This window comes from Bacillus sp. USDA818B3_A (assembly GCF_009928415.1).
Taxonomy (GTDB): Bacteria; Bacillota; Bacilli; order Bacillales; family Cytobacillaceae; genus Neobacillus.
The window spans coordinates 30,413-49,424 of sequence record NZ_JAABNN010000026.1 but is presented as its reverse complement, the minus strand read 5'-3'; the positions used below and the strand labels follow the sequence as shown (position 1 = coordinate 49,424).

Here is a 19,012-nt window from a genome sequence, read left to right as displayed (position 1 = left end):
ACGACCGATCGGTTAACAGCCGATAGCTCTACCACTGAGCTACTGCGGAATAATGATTTATTGCTTGTCCCAAAGGCGTTTGCCCTGTCGACTCTTTACATTATATAGACCTCACACTAGAAAGTCAACATTATTTTTATATGAAAATTATTAACTAATCATTACTTATTTATAACTCCATCTCTTTCACTTTTAATAATTTTCCTCTGCATTTACCACACACATATCTAGAAGTATTTATACTTCTTCTTCTTTGGTATGTAAGCTGGCAGTTCGTACACTGATAAACAAGTATTTTCCTTACTGTACGTTTTGACTTTTTCTCAGGAAGCTGATTACAGAAGCGTGGTGCCCCTACTTTCTTCAATAAGATTTTAAACTCTTGATCCTTATGCTGATAACCTCTGCCTTCAAGATGCAGGTGGTAATGACAAAGCTCATGCTTAATGATACCGATTAATTCTTCCTCGCCCAGTTGTTCCAGATACTTTTTGTTAATTTCGATATTATGCGTACCTAAAAGATATCTTCCACCGGTTGATCTTAACCTTGAATTAAACGATGCTTTATGCAAAAAGGGCTTTTCAAAAAAATCATCAGATATCTTTTCGACTAATCCTTGAAGTTCCTGCTGATCCATTTTTACAGTTCCTCACTTTCTAGCGAACGTGACAACCTATTATAGCATATATTGTATATACCCTTAATCAATGATGCACTACTTTTCGGGAGGTATCACACTATGCCAAATTGGCTGCAAAACCAAATGAAAAGGGCTTTCTATGAGAAGGACCGCTATCAAATTAAACTTCTTAACCAGTGCTGGTTTTTTTACAGAAAAAAACACTGCTCTTAAAAGCAGTGTTCCTTAAAATTGGCGCCAAAATCTAAGTCTTCTAGACCGGGACGCCTCTCAAGCCCTATGATGGCGGCAGCATGGTTAAGGCTACCCGGCCCTTTTTCATATCCACAGAGTCGACCCAAACAGTAACGACATCACCCACTGATACAATGTCCAATGGATGCTTAACAAAACGATTGCTAAGTTTAGAAATATGAACAAGCCCGTCTTGTTTAACACCAATATCAACAAACGCTCCGAAATCAACCACATTCCGGACTGTTCCTTGAAGCTCCATTCCCGCTTTTAAATCTTCTAGCTTTAGAACATCCTTTTTTAAGAGCGGGCGAGGTAAATCGTCCCGAGGATCTCGTTCTGGTCTCACTAAAGCATCTATTATATCTTTTAAGGTTAACTCACCAATTGCTAATTCTTCGGAAACCGCCTTTAAGTCTAGTGCATTCAGGGCCGTCTTTAACTCTTCTGTCCCTAAGTCATTAGCTGTAAAACCTAGACTTGTTAATAACTTTTTCACTTCATTATAGTTTTCAGGATGGATTCCTGTGCGGTCAAGAGGCTGTTTACCATCCAGTACACGTAAGAACCCAATTGCCTGCTCATAAGTTTTTGCCCCTAGACGAGGAACTTTCTTTAACTCCGTCCTGCTCGTAAACTTCCCTTCCTCTTCGCGCTTTTTGACGATGTTATTGGCGGCTGTCTTGTTCAAACCTGCCACATATTGCAATAAGGAAGAAGAGGCTGTATTTACATTCACCCCTACCCGGTTAACAGCCGTTTCAACGACAAAATGCAGAGATCCGGATAGGCGTTTTTGGGAAACATCATGCTGGTACTGACCAACCCCTACTGATTTAGGATCGATTTTCACCAGCTCAGCTAATGGATCCTGCAGGCGCCGTGCAATCGATACTGCACTTCTTTCTTCTACTTGGAAATTTGGAAACTCCTCTCTAGCTATGTCAGAAGCAGAGTAGACACTAGCCCCAGCCTCGTTAACGATTAGATAAAAAATTTCTTCATCCATCTCTTTTAAGATATCAGCGACAAACTGTTCCGTTTCCCTCGAAGCTGTCCCATTTCCAATGGCAGCCATTTCTACTTTGTACTCACGTAAAATGCTAATAAACTTTTCTCGAGCTTCTTTCGTTTTGGAAACAGGCGGATGCGGATAGATGACATCAATTTTTAACACCTTCCCCGTTTCATCCACGACAGCTAATTTACAGCCTGTCCGATAAGCAGGGTCGACACCTATAACCACTTTCCCCTTTAATGGCGGCTGAAGCAGTAAATTACGCAGGTTTTCCGAAAATATATGGATCGCTTGCTCTTCTGCTTTTTCCGTTAACTCCGCTCTAATTTCCCGTTCGATGGAAGGCTGAATTAGTCTTTTATAACCATCCTCTATAGCCTCTTGAACAATCGGTGCAGCAGGTGAGTGTGGAGCACGTACCCATTTTCTCGTTAATTGAGCAATAATAAGATCCGAATTTACTTTAATTGAAGCCCGCAAAATATCTTCCTTCTCTCCGCGGTTTAAAGCGAGAATGCGGTGTGGGACTATTTTATTTACAGGTTCTTCATATTCATAGTACATTTCATAGACATTTTTTTCGTCTTTCTCCGCATCTTTAACAACAGATGCAACCGTACCAGTCTTAAGCGTCTCTTTACGAATCCATTTACGGCCTTCAGCATCATCAGAAACCATTTCCGCAATAATATCTTTAGCACCAGCGATTACTTCTTCTACCGTAAGAACTTGCTTTTCCTCAGATATAAATCCTTTAGCCTTTTGTTGTATATCGTCTTTCGGAAAAGTCATCAGCCAATCAGCAAACGGTTCTAATCCTTTTTCTTTCGCCACAGTAGCCTTCGTTCTTCTTTTCTGCTTAAAAGGACGATAAAGGTCTTCCACCTCTTGGAGTTTTTCAGCCTTTGTAATGGACTTACTTAGGTCATCGGTTAATTTCCCTTGTTCTTCGATGATCCGAAGAACTTCTTCTTTCCTTTGTTCAAGGTTTTGTATGTACTGCCAGCGCTCTAAAATGGTACGTATCTGAACTTCATCAAGGGCGCCGGTCATTTCTTTCCGATAACGAGCAATAAACGGGACGGTATTTCCTTCATCAAGTAACGAAATAACACTTTTCACTTGTTTACAGGGGATAGACAGCTCACTGGCGATTTTACCTAAGAGCTGATCATCTTTTACAACTGTATCATTCACAAAGCAATCCTCCATCCTTTTTTCATTTCATTTTATCAAATTAAACGAAAGGTTTCATTAAAGCCCCTAAGACTTTTGCCGTAAAAAAAGAAAAGCAAGCTAAGATTAGCTTGCTGATTGGCAGAAAAATCAAGAGGCAGGATATGTATGAAAAAACGCTCTTTAAAAGAGCGTACTTTTAACTAAAATTCGATGAGACCTAAACTTACCTGTAAGGCTTCATCCACTTTTTCCATCATTTCGTCATCGAGATGGGTGATTTTATCGGTTAACCGCTGCTTATCAATTGTACGAATTTGCTCTAGCAGAATGACCGAGTCACGTTCAAATCCGTAGCGCTTCGCATCAATTTCGACATGAGTAGGAAGCTTAGCCTTTTGAATTTGAGCTGTAATCGCTGCAACAATCACTGTGGGACTAAACCGATTCCCGATGTCGTTTTGGATGACAAGTACAGGTCGGACGCCGCCTTGTTCAGAACCAACAACTGGGGATAGGTCCGCGAAATAAACGTCACCACGCTTGACAATCAAAGGATTACCCTCCGCTTACAAGACGTTCAACTGTGTGTTCTGCCTCATATTCTGCTAAAAATGCTTCTGATGCAATTCTAAGATTGATTTTTGCCATTTCCATGTATCCACGTCTCATCGACTCGCGAATTTGTCTCTTTTTGCGTTCGCGCAAATACATTTTGGTCGCTTGGTAAATAAACTCACTACGGTTTACATTCTCTTGCTTAACAAAACCATCTAACTCTGTTAAAAGATGTTGCGGTAACTTCACTAAGATTTCCGTAGTTGCGCCAGTTTCAGACACAAACATACACCTCCACCATCACTACACACCATTTTTATCTAACCAGAATTGCATTCTGATGCTTAAATTTAACTGCACTTCTGTCTATGTCCCCCTAAGGAGTCAAAAGCGAGTTTTAGATTTGATACTGTACCATATTTAATAATAACACTAATCAAGCCCAATTCATAGACTAAATATAATTCTACTGTATTATAAGCCAATAAAAGGTGCTTTTATGCACAATTTACCGCAATATCATAAATATGTTCAAATTTCTATATTTAAGCCTGTGAATTCTTTAGCACGTCATTTTTCAAGTCGATAATTTTACCGCCTTTTTTATAAACCCTTGGAACACGGCTGGTAATGATACATGGAACTTCATAATTAATCGTCTCAAGCTTAGCTGCCACTTCATTGACAGAAATAAATTCCTCTCCCTGCCGGCCAATTAGAGTGACGGATGTTCCAACTGGCAAATTTGAAGGAAGACGTACCATGCACTGATCCATACATATTCTCCCGACTAACGGCGAACGCTTTCCCTCAATTAACACTTCTTGTCCTTGCAGCTTGCGAATCCATCCGTCTGCATAGCCAATTGGGATTGTTCCGATCCACTCATCGTCATCGCTTTCATACGTAGCCCCGTAGCTAACCTTATCCCCTCTCTTCATCTGCTTCACATGAACAAGTCTTGTTTGCAGTGAAAAAGCCTCCTTCAATGGAAAGGGAATCTCTTTTTCCATTTCTTGTGATGGTGTTAATCCATACATGGCAATTCCAATCCGGACCATATTAAAATAAGCATGAGGAAATCTTATCGCAGCCGCACTATTGCTGGTATGAATATACTTTGGCCGCTTTGTTAACACCTTTAGCAGATCCTCAAATAACGTTAATTGCTGGTTGAAATAGCCGGCATCCAATTCATCAGCCGTGGCAAAATGAGTAAAAATCCCTTCAAAATAAAACCGGGGATCCCCTAAAATGAATTGTTCTACGGTTGATAATTCATCACGGGTACGCACACCAAGTCTGCCCATGCCTGTATCTACTTTAATGTGCAGGGAAACCCGCTCCCCATCCTTTAAATATTTTTGTGCTTCTTGAAGCCATTCCTTTTGAAAAACAGTAAGGGTAATATTCAGCTTGGCTGCGATTTGAACGTCTTGCGGCCGGGTTACCCCTAGAATCAAAATAGGAGCAGAAATCCCTTTTTGTCTAAGCGCGATCGCTTCATCCATTATTGCCACAGCAAGATAACCTGCCCCTGCAGAGAGGGCAGTTTCAGCCACTTGAACATCTCCATGGCCATAGGCATTTGCTTTTACGACTGCCATGATTTCCACTTGATCTGCTACATGTTTCTTTATGGCGGAGACATTTTCCGCGATAAAATCCAAATTAATTTCTGCCCATGTATCCCGGTAAAAAGATACTTGTTCTTCCATCATTCCACTTCCTAATTAAATGCATTTTTATATTATACCGCAAAATTGGATTATATAATTTCTATATAGCGGAGTTACCCGCTTAACTTTTACAAAATTATCATACTACTTTTTCAAACAAAAAACAGGCACGCGGCCTGTTTTGTTTAGATAATTATTTAACTGATTCACCTTGAACCGATTTTGCTACTTCAACCATTTCTTCTCTAGTCAGTTTATTCGAGGCAATCATATAATCGATACCGCCCTGTGACCAGGAGAGTGAATGATCAGACAACGCTCCAATTGTCGCACCTAAATCAACGATATCCCCTTCCATTGGAGTTGGACTAGCAGATGCTGCCTTAGCTGTTACCTTCTCCTGGACAAGTGTGTAGGATTTTTTGCCATCATAGGTGAGTACCACCCGCTTGCCATCCTCCATCTTCACTGTTTTTTCTTCGATTAGCTTTGTTCCTGTTAACTCAAATGTTGGATACTTAACAGAGAATGTTTGGTCCTTGTCTTTACCACTCGCCATGGCTGGTAAGTTCAACTGCGCCCGGGTCATATTCTTTTTCATATCAAAGTCGTCTTTGTCAAAGTCAGCATTAAATTTCACCTTGGAGAACTCAACTGTCACAAGGGCATTTCGATCCGGATCCATTACTTTTACTATCGCAGGTGATAAATCACTTTTATTCAGCTTAATTTCTTGGATTGGAAGCATACTATTATTTTGATAACGAGTCTTGGTTTCAAAGATATAATAGTCTTTTGTGGAAGAGAACTTGGCTTCTTTATCTGCGACAATATCCTTTATTAAGGATTCGTACAAATAGGCTTGGCTGCTATTTTGCGGCCAGTCACTTTGGAAACGGAAGCTTTTATTTAATGCCGGCGTTAGAACAAAGACACCTTCTTTATTTCTAAGGATCATTTGACTTTGGTCTTTTTCCGCATTTTTTAAATTCACCCGATAGAATGTAGGATCTTTATGCCAGATTTCTACATTATAAACTTGCGAATCGGCACCCATTTTTAATGTCATTTTCGCATTTACTTTATAGCTGGTTAAGTCACTTTGCTTGCTCCTAAGTTCCTTTACCACATCATCTTGTGATTTTGATCCACAGGCAGCTAGAACGAAAATCATCATTAGCCCTGTAATAAGCATCAAAAACTTTTTCCTCATTCCTTCAACCCCTTCTTGTCTCATTTCATATGATTATCAAAGAAGAGAAAGGCAGGAATCAGGCTTATCAACCATAGCTGACCTTGTCTCTCCTATTTCCCTATGAATATATGAGACAACCCTGGGGAATATTCTTACAAAGAGCCATGCAGCGGAAAAATTAAAGGTTGTGTCTTTAAACTACTACTGTTCTATGACCACCTGCGCAACAGCATAATCCCTGCTGTGTGAGATAGATAAATGGGCTTGAACTTCTGGTTTTTTAAAAAAGGGCTTGCCAAAACGATCTGTCTCAATTTCAATATCCTGAAAAGACAATTCTTTTCCAATACCGGTGCCAATGGCCTTGGAAAATGCCTCCTTTGCAGCGAATCTCCCTGCTAAAAACTCCACTTTCCGTGTTTTAGACAACTCATCAAACACCTTCTTTTCGTTGGCGGTCAATATCCGGTCAACTAACTTACCTTTCCTGCTAATTATTTCAAAAATTCTATGCAGTTCGATAATATCAATCCCAATTCCTTTGATCACATGTCATCATTCCTTCTATTTAAATTACTATCCGCATAATAGTGTACAAAACCAAAAAACTGTTTAAGATGTCAATGAAAGGAGGTTTAAACCATTTTTACCAGAACAGAAAGCTTTCGCGAATTTATCCGCTATTATCCGATGGTCTCAATCATCGCTGCTATTCACTTAGTATTATATCTTTTAACCATTCTTCCTATATTCCCAAACAACTGGTTCATTGAAAATTTTTCTGGCGTTAATCTCTATATTAAGGAAGGAGAAGTTTGGCGGCTAATCACTCCCACTTTTATGCATAGCGGTTTTTCACATATGCTGTTTAATAGTATTTCATTAATTTTATTTGGACCCGCATTAGAACGCCTGCTCGGGAGCCGCAAATTTCTATTCATTTACCTTTTCTCAGGAGTCCTGGCAAATGTAGCTACTTTGTTGTTCGAGCCGTTAACCTATACACATGTCGGCTCAAGCGGAGCGATATTCGGCTTATTTGGCTATTATATTGCCATCATCATCTTTAGGAAGAGGCTGATATCCCAACCAAATAGTCAAATTATCCTCGTTCTCTGTGCCGTCAGTTTAATCATGACCTTCCTGCAGCCAAATATCAATGTGATTGCCCACCTATTTGGTTTATTAGGCGGCTTTTTAATCGGGGCAATTCCTTACTTTAATAAAGAAAGCCTGTCCGATTCTTTCCGAAGTACGACGTCATGGGCCGGCAGCCAAAGGAGAAATGTCTCCTTTCAATCTCCAGTAAAAGTATTGATCTGGGCGATGATTATCATCTTGGCTGTCTTAGGATTTTGGAAATAATTATACCTCGTTAAAACCAGGTAGCGGTTCAATTTGATATTGGGCCGTTCCCTGGTTTTTTTTTTTGCATTTATATCCAGCAACTTTTTTAAAAATCATCTTTTCATTCATATTTACTTATGATAATGTATAAAAATGAAAAAAGGATTTACTGCAACATTTACACAAAGTGAAGGATTTCCTCCTTTTGGAAAGGTTGGTAAGATGGAACCACTTCCTTTTAAACAATTGGTTAAAGATCATTTTAATCAACTTTCAACAGGACAAAAAAAGGTAGCAAACTACCTTATCGATAATATAGAAAAGGCTGCCTTTCAAACAGCGTTCCAGATTGGGAAGCAGGCAACGGTCAGCGAAACGACTGTCATTCGTCTATCCTATAGCTTAGGTTTTCAGAGTTTTAGCCAAATGCAGGAGCGGATTCAGCGGCAGATGTTATTACAGAATCAAACTGCAGTCTCAAATATTGATTTATCTAGTTCGAGCGAAAGCCGCGTGTTTACAAAGGTGATAGAAAATCAGATTGATATTTTAAGGAATCTTTTAGATTCTGCTAACATCGAAGAAATCTGGAAAGCAGTTGATGTATTAATTAAGGCCGACCAAATTTTAATTGCAGGCCACCTAGTCTCTCATGCAGCCGCATATTGGTTCTCCTATATGCTCGGTACCATTCGTAATCAAGTCCATTTATGTTCAACGTCCGGGGACTTTTTTGAAAAGTTTTGTAATCTGACTAACCAATCAGTGGTGGTCGTTTTCTCTTTTCCACGTTACTCCAATGAAACGATTAAAATTGCTGAAAGTGCTGTGGAAAATGGAATTACCTTGATTTCTATCACGGACCGGCTTTTATCTCCTGCCGGAAGGATTTCCGACATTGTATTAACCACTGAGGAAAATGCAGAATCCGGTACGAATTCCATTGCATCGGTGATTAGCTTATTGGACTTAGTCATAGAAGGAATTCAACAAAAAGACAATGAACGGATCCTTAAATACCAAAAAAAGCTTGAACGGCTCTATTCGACATTTGGGGTATTTAATGAATAAGGTTCGAAGTTTAAGAGGTGAATAGGATTGAATCCGTTAGATTTTATAGAACAACATAAAAATGAATTACTGCGCACCTATCAAGATCTTCATGACCTGGCGGAACCAAGCTGGGGAGAAGAAAAGACATCCAGCTATATTGCCGAAAAACTGCAAACGGCCGGTTTTAAACTCAACCGGTTTAAGGACCATTACGGACTCATTGCTGAAATACCAGGTGAATCCAATCAAGTCATCGCTCTTCGTGCAGATATGGATGCACTGGTGCAAGAAGTAAATGGTACCGTTAGGCCCAATCACTCTTGTGGTCATGATGGACACAGCACAATGGTCCTATACACAGCACTTGCATTCGCAGCAAGCGGGCTGAATCCGGAGTATACACTGCGATTTATTTTTCAGCCTGCCGAAGAAAAAGGAGCAGGCGCTCTAAAGATGATGGACGATGGAGCATTGGAAAATGTCCAATTGTTGTTTGGCACCCATGTGCGGCCAATCAGTGAACTCCCCTATATGACTGCCTCTCCTGTGATCATTCATGGAGCAGCAGGAACCATTCGGGGGATCATAAAAGGACGCCAGGCTCATGCAGCGCGTCCGAACGAAGGAATCAATGTGATTGAGGCAGCGGCCCTTTTGGTACAAAACTTAAAAGAGATTGACTTACAAACAGAAGTTCCCTATTCCATTAAAATGACACAGCTGCATACGGAAAGTGATGCAACCAATGTCATCCCGGAAACGGCACAATTTGCCCTTGATGTGAGGGCACAATCAAACGAGGTCATGTCTGTACTTCAACAGCGGGCTAAAACCGCGATGGAGCAAGCCGGGGACCAAACCGGAGCAGCCTTCACCTGGTCTATGAAGGAATTTGTTCCGGCCGCTAGTAAAAATGAAAAGGCAATGAAGATTGCTGAAAAGGCGATTGTTGAGATACTCGGCAGAGAAAATCTCGTCCCGATATGCATCTCCCAGGGTGCCGAGGACTTTCATTTTTACACAGCAAATAATCCCGGCCTTGCCGCAACGATGGTTGGATTAGGCTGTGGTTTGACTCCAGGCTTACATCATCCCGAAATGAAATTTAATCTCGATGCATTGATTTATGGAACGAAGATTTTAACACAAACTATACTAAACGCATTACAAACAACAAATAACAATTAGGAGAGGTGTACGATGGAAAATACAGCTCATAAAATAGATACAACAGTTGAGCAGCATATAGCTCAAGAACCATTGGAAAGAAAGTTAAAAACAAGACACTTATCGATGATTGCCATTGGCGGGACGATTGGTACAGGACTATTTTTAGCAAGTGGTGCCACCATTGCTGATGCAGGACCTGGCGGAGCCCTTACTGCCTATCTAATTGCTGGTATTATGGTTTATTTTATTATGACAAGCTTAGGGGAAATGTCTGCGTTTATTCCTATCACTGGCTCGTTTAGCACGTATTCCGACCGTTTTGTCGATCCTGCTTTAGGATTTGCGATTGGCTGGAATTACTGGTATAACAACGCCATCATTGTCGCCCTTGAATTGTCAGCTTCCTCGCTGATTATGAAGTACTGGTTCCCAGATGTTCCCGGAATCATTTGGAGCGCCATCTTCCTTGTGTTGATTTTTGGATTAAATATTTTATCCGTAAAAGGTTATGGTGAATCTGAATTCTGGTTCGCTATTATCAAGGTTGCTACGATTATTATATTCATTGTGTTAGGTTTATTAATGATTTTTGGTATTATGAAGGGCCATACTGGCGGCTTTGAAAACTTTACGAAAGGTGAAGCACCATTTAAAGGCGGATTCCTTTCCATTTTAAGCGTGTTTATGATTGTAGGTTTTTCGTTCCAGGGAACGGAGCTTGTCGGAGTTGCGGCCGGTGAAAGTGAGAACCCAGAAAAGAACATGCCAAAAGCAATCAAACAAATCTTCTGGAGAATTTTATTGTTCTATGTTTTAGCGATTTTTATTATTGGCTGTTTAGTTAGCTATAAAGATCCATTATTATTAAGCACGGATGTCAAAGATGTTGCAGTTAGTCCGTTTACACTTGTATTTAAAAATGCCGGCCTTGCTTTTGCTGCTGCCTTAATGAATACCGTTATTCTTACTGCTGTACTTTCTGCAGGTAACTCTGCCCTGTATGCTGCATCCCGTGTGTTATGGGTATTGGCGAAGGAAGGAAAAGCCCCTGCTTTCTTAAAGCAAGTAAGTAAAAAAGGGTTGCCAACAAATGCTTTGTTAGTTTCAACAGTGATTGGTATGTTATGCTTTTTAACTTCTCTGTTCGGTGATGGTACAGTTTACGGCTGGTTATTGAACGCTTCTGGTTTAGCAGGGTTCTTATCTTGGTTAGGAATTTCGATCTCACATTACCGCTTTCGTAAAGCTTACATTGCCCAAGGCAGAAGCTTATCAGATTTACCATACGTAGCAAAATGGTTCCCGCTTGGACCCATCTTAGCTACTGTATTATGCTTAGTTGCTGTTTTCGGACAAAATTATGGCGCCTTCTTTGGTCCAAATATTGACTGGTACGGTGCATTGGTTTCATATATTGGCCTTCCGCTGTTCCTGTTAGCTTATTTTGGCTATAAGGTTGTAAAAAAGACAAAGTTGGTCCCATTGCAAGATGCTGATTTCAGCCGTGAATAATTTTTAAAGGGGGAATTGCTTTGAGAACAGAGGCAATTGAAATCCGTTCCCTATCTACGATTGAAGAGCTTGAAGAGGTTCGCAGACTAGAAAGTAAAATTTGGGGGGAGTCTGACTCCATTCCCACACACCAAACGATTACCGCCGTCAAAAACGGCGGTTTAGTGCTTGGTGCCTATTACGCGGGAAAATTGATTGCCTTTCAATACAGCTTTCCCGGATTTAACGGCCAGTCTGTCTATCTCTGCTCACATATATTAGGGACAGATGAACAATTTCGTAACAAAGGGATAGGAGAGAAATTAAAGCAAGCCCAGCGCGATGAGGCGTTAAAGCTTGGTTACTCACTGATCACTTGGACTTATGATCCGCTTGAGAGCATCAATGGATATTTAAATATCGGGAAACTTGGCGGAGTTGTTTCAACTTATATTCCAAACTGCTACGGGGAGATGGAAGATCTATTAAATAGCGGGCTCCCTTCTGACCGCTTCCTTGTCGAATGGCATTTTGGTGATACTGCACAAGTCGATACTTTTGGAACAGAATACGAACAAGATTTTGTTTTAGGAAGCTCGTTTCTAAAGTGGGATATCAATGAAAATGGGCAGCCGGTTACAGCCCCTTTACAACTTGAAGGCTTACATAACAATCACGTTCAATTTGTACCCATCCCAAAGAACTATCGCATCATTCGCGAAACGAATCTCGAGCTTGCCACCAATTGGCGAATGCACACCAGAATGGCTTTTTCTGAGCTGTTTAAGCAAGGCTGGCAAGTCAGCGGGTTTAAAAAAATCAACGATCCGGGGATTCCTGTCAATTTCTATATTCTTACTAGACCTGCGCCTAAAGGAGATTTTTGTAATGAAGATTAAGCAAGTCATTTTGAGGCATCTCAAGCTTGATTTACTGCATCCTTTTACCACCAGCTTTGGAACGGAGTATGACAAGGATTTTATTTTGGTGGAAGTTAAAAACGATGATGGCCTGTCTGGCTGGGCTGAATCGGTGGCCATGCTGGATCCGTTATATAATGAAGAAACTGTCAAAACCAATTGGCATATCCTAGAGGATTATTTAATTCCGATCGTTTTAAAAAATGAGATTCAGCATCCTGATGAATTGTTTGAGAAATGGTTTGCCCATCTCCGAGGCAATTACATGGCTAAGGCAGCCATTGAGGGCGCTGTTTGGGATTTGTATGCAAAAGAGCAGAATATTTCTTTAGCGAGCGCTCTGGGCGGTGAACGATCTGCGATTGATGTCGGCGTCAGCATTGGAATTAAGGATTCAATCGAAGAAACGCTTGAAACGATTGGGCAGCGTCTAGAGGAAGGCTATAAGCGGGTTAAATTAAAGATCAGACCCGGCTGGGATGTCGAATTAATTGACCGTGTTCGTCAAGTTTACCCTGATATTCCTCTAATGGCTGATGCTAACTCAGCTTATACTTTGGATGACACAGATCGGTTAGCGGCTTTAGATGATTATCAGTTAATGATGATTGAACAGCCACTGGCTCATAATGATATTATTGATCATTCTGACTTGCAGGCCCGGATGAAGACTCCTATTTGTTTGGATGAGAGTATTCACTCTGTGGAAGATGCACGGAAGGCGTTAAAGCTTGGAAGCTGCAAGATCATTAATATCAAGATTGGTCGTGTTGGCGGGTTAACGGAAGCAAGGAAGCTGCATGATTTTTGCCAGGCTAACAATATCCCGGTTTGGTGCGGCGGCATGCTTGAATCTGGGGTGGGCCGCGCCCATAATATCGCAATTACTTCACTGCCAAATTTTTCTCTCCCAGGTGATACGGCGGCTTCTTCGCTTTATTGGGCGGAGGATATTATTGAGCCTGAGGTCACTGTCCAGAACGGAACGATTACCGTTCCGACTTCACCGGGAATTGGTTATGAACCTAGTATTGAGAAAATTAATAAGTTTACGGTATACAGCCGGAGTTATCGTGCTTAAAGATTGTTTTTTGAAGATGCCCTTCATCGTGGAGGGCTTTTTCGTTTTATGGGGAGATGCACTTTAGGTTGAGGCTAGGAGGATTTCTTTTAATCGTACTCCTTGAGGACAACCTCCTCTTTAATTCCGCATGAACTGTCCTCAATACAACGGCTTGAAGACATCCCCCTATTCAATTCCGCGTGAACTGTCTTCAATACCTCTTCTTAAGGACAATTCTATTCTTGATTGTACGTAAACCGTCCTCAATACAACTACTTGGAGACATTCCTCTATTCACTTCCGCGTGAACTGTCCTCAATACCTCTTTTTAAGGACAATTCCCTTCTAGATTGTGCGTAAACTGTCCTCAATACAACAGCTTGGAGACATTCCTCTATTCACTTCCGCGTGAACCGTCCTCAATACAACGGCTTGGGGACAGGTCTTTCCTCAATTCAACTCGAACTGTCTCCAATGCATCCTCTTGAGGAAAATCTCATTCTTCATCCCGCTTAAACTGTCCTCAATACAACTATTTAAAATCAACCTTGCACGATACCGTTTCAGCTTTTTATCAATGGAACCTATTCCATCACAAAATTCGTCTGATCCAGCCATTTTACCCCTCCGCGCTCCTTTAAATCCCTAACCAATTGAAACAATGCAGCATCCTTCTGTTTCGCTTCAATCATACAATGAATCTCCGGTACACTTCCTTTTACTTCATGTAAAAACCTCAGAAACATCTCAGGATCAACATAATCGGCATGTGCTCGAAACTCCTTCTCGGAACGGGGACTCGAAATATGCATTTTAACAGGAAGCGGCGAATGACTCCAAGTAGACACCATCCGCTCCCAATCTGACACCCAATCTTCGTCTTCATGATTGGCCAAATGATGATGGTAATCAAAAACAAAGGGAACTCCTAACTTCTCACAAAGATATAACGCCTCCTTAACCGTAAAAGTGGTATCATCATTCTCCAGCATAATCATCTTTTGAATATCCGGCCTAATAAATGCCCAATTATGAATAAACTGCTCTAATGCCTTCTCCTTATCATCATATCCCCCGCCGACATGCAATACACAGCGGTGCTCCGGATTTATATCCATCCCTCGCAACAACGCCTCATGCATACTTAATGTCTTTAGCGAGTTTTTTAAAATATCCTTGTCCAAAGAATTTAGCACAACAAAGTGATCCGGATGGAAATCAACCCTTATCGGATGCTCCCGTAAAAACTCAGCAAGGTTCGCTAATGCCTCCTTAAGAGGTTTAATATAATTCCAATCCCGCAGCTCCTCATGATTGGCAAGCGGAATAAGCCGAGAACTAAATCGAAAAAACTGAATATCATTCCCTGCATTATGCTTTAACAGACGTAAACAATTTTCTAAATTGGATACGGCAATACGTTCTAACTTGCGAATCGCCGCATCACGGTCTTTGATCTTTGAAAATTGAGCAAACGTCATTGTTTGGGAGGGTGATGCCTGCTGCAGTTCGACACTCATCGCTACATACCCCAGACGGACAATCGTCATAAATATCACTCCATAGAAAAGACTCTTTTTTACTATTCCCTTTTAGGCAAAAAAAGCATGAACAAAATGTTCATGCTTTGAGGTCGTACTATTGGTTTTTATTGATGATTATAGCTTCTTGGCTTTGATGACTTGCCGCCTGTTCTCTTTTCGCCACTTCTTGGCTTTACAGGTGCCTTTTTGCGGTTACGGTCAGAGTATGAGCCTCTTGAATCGTCTCTTCTTCTACGGTCCCCACGGTCAAACTGTTTTCTATCTCTTTTTTGTGGCATAGGGGCTTCTTCTGTCAATTTTACAGGAGTAGTATCCGGCTCTTTTGTTAACATCTTCAACACTGCAGCCACAACCGTTTGAGCATCATTGCCATCTAGTAATTCTTGTGCTGCTGCTTTGTAATAATGAAGGTTGTTGGATTCAATTGTTTGAACAATTTTATCTACAACTGCACGTTGCTGACCTTCTAGTGCTTCATCAAGGGTTGGAGCATGCATTCTTTCCATCTTCCTCTTCGTTGTTTTTTCCACAACGGCAAGGTAAGATTTCTCACGTGGTGTGATGAAAGTCATCGCAACACCAGTCTTTCCGGCACGACCTGTACGGCCGATACGATGAACATAGCTCTCAGGATCCTGCGGAATATCGAAATTATATACATGTGTAACGCCGGAAATATCCAGACCCCTTGCCGCTACGTCAGTTGCAACAAGGACATCAACTGTTCCTTCTTTAAACTTTCGAAGGACCGACATACGCTTCGCTTGGGTTAAATCACCATGAATACCTTCTGCAGTATATCCTCTTAAAGTCAATGCTTCCGATAATTCATCGACACGACGCTTGGTCCGACCAAAAACAATGGCAAGTTCCGGTGATTGAATATCAAGAAGTCTTGTTAACACGTCAAATTTATTTCTTTCTTGCACTTCAATGTAATATTGCTCAATTAAAGGAACGGTCATTTCTTTCGCTTTTACACGAACAATTTGCGGGTCCTTCATGAATTTTTCTGCCATTCTTTGAATTGGTCCCGGCATGGTCGCAGAGAACAATAGCGTTTGGCGCTCTGCAGGTGTTGCAGCAAGGATGGATTCAATATCTTCGATGAATCCCATGTTCAACATTTCATCTGCTTCATCAAGGATGACCGTATTTACAGTATCAAGACGCATGGTTTTACGGTTAATATGGTCTAGCACACGTCCAGGAGTTCCGACAATGATATGTGGTGCTTTCTTTAATGAGCGAATTTGGCGGCTGATATCCTGCCCTCCATAAATTGGAAGTACACGGACTCTTTTTCCTGACCCAATTTTATATAGCTCTTCTGAAACCTGAATCGCTAATTCACGAGTTGGCGCAATAATAATCCCTTGAATCGCATCCATTTTTGTATCAACTTTTTCCACCAACGGAATTCCAAATGCAGCTGTTTTACCTGTTCCTGTTTGAGCTTGCCCGATCAAATCTATACCTTTTAGCCCCAACGGAATTGTTTCTGATTGGATTGGTGTAGCTTCCTCAAAGCCCATTTTGAGAACAGCTTTTAATGTGGCCTGACTTAGGCCTAAATCTTCAAACTTTGTCAATGTTTTCATTCTCCTTCATCTATATGAAAATATTTGGTATATAATTGCTGAATATATACAAATTTACGCATCAACATGCGGTAATTTTACTTCTTTATTTTACCAAAAAAAAGACACTCTCCAAAAGAGTATGCCTTCAATCATCGTTCTTTAGACACGTTGATGAATATCATACCACTGTTACTAGTATTTTGCAATAAAGTTGTCTTTTAAACAGAGCTTCAAGCCTTAAACAGACTTTTTCTCGTTTAAAAAGTCCCACACTTGAGAAAATAAGGTTTCCCTTTCCTCACAGTGACATATATGGTGCTTGGAATGTTTGATATAGGTGAGTTTTTTTTGCTTGGCACTTATGGTATGGAATAAATATTCAGCACTTTTTGGCGGAACAATCCCGTCACATTCCCCTTGTGCAATAAAGGTTGGCACATTTACCTGATGCAAGAGAGGTTTAATAAAAGAAACAAGCCTACGGAATTGTAATATCGCCGCAAAAGGTGTTTCTGTTATTTTTCTTTTATAACGGAGAAATAATTCATTTTCCAGCAAGTTTCCGTGGAGGGAATCTTTAATCATGTCTTTAATATCCGCAAATAACTGTTTTGGGTTAAGGTAATAAGCAGCGGCACTCAAAAGAATAAGCTTGTCCACAGGGTATTTGGCGGCGAGCAGGCTTGCGATCATTCCGCCCATTGAAAAACCAATGACATATACCACATCACAGGAATCTATCAGTTCTGTCAATTCAGCTTCAGCATGGTCAATCCACTCGTGGTACTCTACTCCCTTTAAGGAGCCGGGAACACCATGTCCCGGCAGTGTCGGAACCTTAAACTTCCAATTTGTTCGTTCCTTTAAATACTCTGCCAGCGGCTCTACTTCATAAGGAGCACCTGTAAAGCCATGGATCAGTAAGCAGCCAATCATATTCTCACCTGCCAATCCCCTTTACTTTTTTTGCAAAGCTTGAACAATATCTTCCAGTCTCATACCGCGGGAAGCTTTAACAAGAACAAGGGTGGATTCATCTACATACTTCTTTAATTGGTCAATAAGTTTCGTTTTATCTTTAAAAGCAAACACTTTATCATCACCTAAGGACTCGTTCGCTCCTTTAGCGATATGTCCACCTAACTCTCCATAAGTGAATAGATAATCAATCTTTTCCGGATCAAGCCCCGTACCAATTTGCAAATGATACTGTTCTTCCTGTGGACCAAGTTCAAGCATATCACCCAATACCAGGATTTTCCGTTTATAACCTTGTAGGTTTGATACTAGTTCAATTGCCGCCATCATAGACGTAGGGCTGGCATTATATGCATCATTAATAATCTTCTCGCCATGTTTTCCCTCGACAAGCTCCATTCTCATATTGGTTAACTTAATCCCAGTTAAGCCAGCGTTCATTTTTTCATAAGGAATAGAAAAATAATGGGCAATCAGCATAGCGGCAAGTGCATTTAAAATATTATGAGTACCAAGGACCGGTAACTCAAAAACTGTATCGGAAGCACTGATCTTAAAGGAGTTGCCCTGTTCAATTTGGGTGATATCCTTTGGGTAAAGATCGTTGGTCGCATTTCGGCCAAACGTTTGAATATTGATATTGCCTTTATATTTGAAAATCCGCTCCATTAATAGAGGTTCATCCCCATGAAGAACAGCAAGTCCGTCTGCTCGCAGCCCCTGCAGAATCTCAAGCTTCGCCTCAGCGATCCCTTCCCTTGAACCAAGGTCAAGTAAGTGGGATTCTCCTATATTCGTAATCACAACAGCATCTGGACAAGCAAGTTTTGTTAGGAAGGCAATCTCTCCCCTTCCGCTCATCCCCATTTCCAGTACAGCAATTTCCGTATCTTCCTTCAACCCTAAAACCGTTAATGGCAGACCGAGATGGTTGTTATAATTACCCTCAGTTTTTTGAACTTTATACTGGGTCGAAAGTAAACTTGCGGTCATATCCTTCGTAGTTGTCTTCCCATTACTTCCAGTAATGCCAACTACTTTTACGGATAATTCCTGGCGGTATTTTCTCGCCATCTCTTGCAGGGCTGTCAGGCAGTCCTCGACAATGATGATAGGTAATCCTTGCGGCGGATTCGGAACGTCACTTTGCCAAAGAGCCGCTGCTGCACCTTGTTTGATGGCTTCAGCTGCATATTTATGACCGTCTGCATGTTCGCCTTTAAAGGGTACAAATAAGTTTCCTGGCAGTATTTTTCTTGAATCGATGGTAACCCCTTGAATAAGAACATCTGCAAAAGGGGTGATATCATTTATGGCGGAGGCCATTTCTGAAATCTGTTTTAAAGAACGTTTGATCAAT

The 19,012-nt window shown here is 41.0% G+C and carries 18 protein-coding genes; 7 read left to right on the top strand and 11 right to left on the bottom strand.

The genetic code is table 11. The annotated features are described in order from the left end of the window. Positions 1–169 precede the first annotated feature (169 nt). A complete protein-coding gene (locus tag GXK58_RS24220) occupies positions 170–640 on the bottom strand; it encodes a SprT family protein (RefSeq protein WP_160725736.1) in 471 nt (156 codons plus the stop codon). A gap of 102 nt (positions 641–742) precedes the next feature. Between GXK58_RS24220 and cmpA the strand changes: the two genes are divergently transcribed. Next, entirely contained in the window at positions 743–856 is a 114-nt protein-coding gene (cmpA, locus tag GXK58_RS24215; protein ID WP_160725735.1) for a cortex morphogenetic protein CmpA, read from the top strand. A 64-nt stretch (positions 857–920) separates the two neighbouring features. Here the strand turns inward: cmpA and GXK58_RS24210 are convergent, their stop codons facing one another. From GXK58_RS24210 to acpS, 6 genes are all read right to left on the bottom strand, one after another. Beyond that, positions 921–3,107 carry a Tex family protein gene (locus tag GXK58_RS24210; RefSeq protein ID WP_202171446.1) on the bottom strand — a complete coding sequence of 729 codons (2,187 nt, stop codon included), beginning with the start codon at positions 3,105–3,107 and terminating at the stop codon, positions 921–923. A gap of 167 nt (positions 3,108–3,274) precedes the next feature. Next, positions 3,275–3,625 carry a type II toxin-antitoxin system endoribonuclease NdoA gene (gene ndoA, locus GXK58_RS24205; protein WP_007083556.1) on the bottom strand — a complete coding sequence of 117 codons (351 nt, stop codon included), beginning with the start codon at positions 3,623–3,625 and terminating at the stop codon, positions 3,275–3,277. Positions 3,626–3,629: 4 nt separating this feature from the next. Further along, positions 3,630–3,911, bottom strand: coding sequence for a CopG family ribbon-helix-helix protein (locus GXK58_RS24200; protein WP_098531723.1), 282 nt, complete (start codon positions 3,909–3,911; stop codon positions 3,630–3,632). Positions 3,912–4,174: 263 nt separating this feature from the next. Then, a complete protein-coding gene (alr, locus tag GXK58_RS24195; protein ID WP_160725740.1) occupies positions 4,175–5,347 on the bottom strand; it encodes an alanine racemase in 1,173 nt (390 codons plus the stop codon). 154 nt (positions 5,348–5,501) lie between these two features. Next, complete coding sequence (locus GXK58_RS24190; RefSeq protein ID WP_160725733.1) at positions 5,502–6,521, bottom strand: LolA family protein; 1,020 nt, start codon at positions 6,519–6,521, stop codon at positions 5,502–5,504. 183 nt (positions 6,522–6,704) lie between these two features. Further along, the gene (gene acpS / locus GXK58_RS24185) at positions 6,705–7,052 is read right to left on the bottom strand and encodes a holo-ACP synthase (protein WP_160725732.1); all 348 of its coding nucleotides are present in this window, start codon (positions 7,050–7,052) and stop codon (positions 6,705–6,707) included. A 312-nt stretch (positions 7,053–7,364) separates the two neighbouring features. Here acpS and GXK58_RS24180 point away from each other — a divergent pair, with 312 nt between their 5' ends. From GXK58_RS24180 to menC, 6 genes are all read left to right on the top strand, one after another. Next, on the top strand, positions 7,365–7,868 hold the full coding sequence (locus GXK58_RS24180) for a rhomboid family intramembrane serine protease (protein ID WP_442862503.1): 504 nt from the start codon (positions 7,365–7,367) through the stop codon (positions 7,866–7,868). A gap of 135 nt (positions 7,869–8,003) precedes the next feature. After that, a complete protein-coding gene (locus GXK58_RS24175; protein ID WP_237389766.1) occupies positions 8,004–8,921 on the top strand; it encodes a MurR/RpiR family transcriptional regulator in 918 nt (305 codons plus the stop codon). 27 nt (positions 8,922–8,948) lie between these two features. Beyond that, complete coding sequence (locus tag GXK58_RS24170; RefSeq protein ID WP_160725731.1) at positions 8,949–10,091, top strand: amidohydrolase; 1,143 nt, start codon at positions 8,949–8,951, stop codon at positions 10,089–10,091. Positions 10,092–10,103: 12 nt separating this feature from the next. After that, a complete protein-coding gene (locus GXK58_RS24165; RefSeq protein ID WP_160725730.1) occupies positions 10,104–11,585 on the top strand; it encodes an amino acid permease in 1,482 nt (493 codons plus the stop codon). Between the two features lie 20 nt (positions 11,586–11,605). Further along, entirely contained in the window at positions 11,606–12,463 is an 858-nt protein-coding gene (locus GXK58_RS24160; protein WP_160725729.1) for a GNAT family N-acetyltransferase, read from the top strand. Next, positions 12,453–13,565 (top strand): o-succinylbenzoate synthase, encoded by a 1,113-nt coding sequence (menC, locus tag GXK58_RS24155; protein WP_160725728.1) that lies wholly within the window; start codon positions 12,453–12,455, stop codon positions 13,563–13,565. The genes GXK58_RS24160 and menC overlap by 11 nt, the downstream gene beginning before the upstream one ends. Before the next feature lie 566 nt (positions 13,566–14,131). Here the strand turns inward: menC and uvsE are convergent. The 4 genes from uvsE to GXK58_RS24135 all read right to left on the bottom strand — a co-directional run bounded on the left by uvsE (position 14,132) and on the right by GXK58_RS24135 (position 19,011). Beyond that, positions 14,132–15,097 (bottom strand): UV DNA damage repair endonuclease UvsE, encoded by a 966-nt coding sequence (gene uvsE, locus GXK58_RS24150; protein WP_160725727.1) that lies wholly within the window; start codon positions 15,095–15,097, stop codon positions 14,132–14,134. Between the two features lie 98 nt (positions 15,098–15,195). Further along, positions 15,196–16,683, bottom strand: coding sequence for a DEAD/DEAH box helicase (locus GXK58_RS24145; RefSeq protein ID WP_160725726.1), 1,488 nt, complete (start codon positions 16,681–16,683; stop codon positions 15,196–15,198). 228 nt (positions 16,684–16,911) lie between these two features. After that, positions 16,912–17,610, bottom strand: a complete 699-nt coding sequence (locus GXK58_RS24140) for an alpha/beta hydrolase (protein WP_160725737.1) — start codon at positions 17,608–17,610, stop codon at positions 16,912–16,914. Between the two features lie 21 nt (positions 17,611–17,631). Then, positions 17,632–19,011 carry a UDP-N-acetylmuramoyl-tripeptide--D-alanyl-D-alanine ligase gene (locus tag GXK58_RS24135; RefSeq protein WP_160725725.1) on the bottom strand — a complete coding sequence of 460 codons (1,380 nt, stop codon included), beginning with the start codon at positions 19,009–19,011 and terminating at the stop codon, positions 17,632–17,634. Position 19,012 lies beyond the last annotated feature (1 nt).

Coding starts and splice junctions, on each gene's coding strand:
- GXK58_RS24180 (WP_442862503.1), top strand. CDS start 7,365: ATGCTGTTTAATAGTATTTCATTAATTTTATTTGGACCCGCATTAGAA.
- GXK58_RS24140 (WP_160725737.1), bottom strand. CDS start 17,610: ATGATTGGCTGCTTACTGATCCATGGCTTTACAGGTGCTCCTTATGAA.
- GXK58_RS24175 (WP_237389766.1), top strand. CDS start 8,004: ATGAAAAAAGGATTTACTGCAACATTTACACAAAGTGAAGGATTTCCT.
- alr (WP_160725740.1), bottom strand. CDS start 5,347: ATGGAAGAACAAGTATCTTTTTACCGGGATACATGGGCAGAAATTAAT.
- GXK58_RS24220 (WP_160725736.1), bottom strand. CDS start 640: ATGGATCAGCAGGAACTTCAAGGATTAGTCGAAAAGATATCTGATGAT.
- GXK58_RS24165 (WP_160725730.1), top strand. CDS start 10,104: ATGGAAAATACAGCTCATAAAATAGATACAACAGTTGAGCAGCATATA.
- cmpA (WP_160725735.1), top strand. CDS start 743: ATGCCAAATTGGCTGCAAAACCAAATGAAAAGGGCTTTCTATGAGAAG.
- GXK58_RS24190 (WP_160725733.1), bottom strand. CDS start 6,521: ATGAGGAAAAAGTTTTTGATGCTTATTACAGGGCTAATGATGATTTTC.
- menC (WP_160725728.1), top strand. CDS start 12,453: ATGAAGATTAAGCAAGTCATTTTGAGGCATCTCAAGCTTGATTTACTG.
- uvsE (WP_160725727.1), bottom strand. CDS start 15,097: ATGACGATTGTCCGTCTGGGGTATGTAGCGATGAGTGTCGAACTGCAG.
- GXK58_RS24210 (WP_202171446.1), bottom strand. CDS start 3,107: ATGGAGGATTGCTTTGTGAATGATACAGTTGTAAAAGATGATCAGCTC.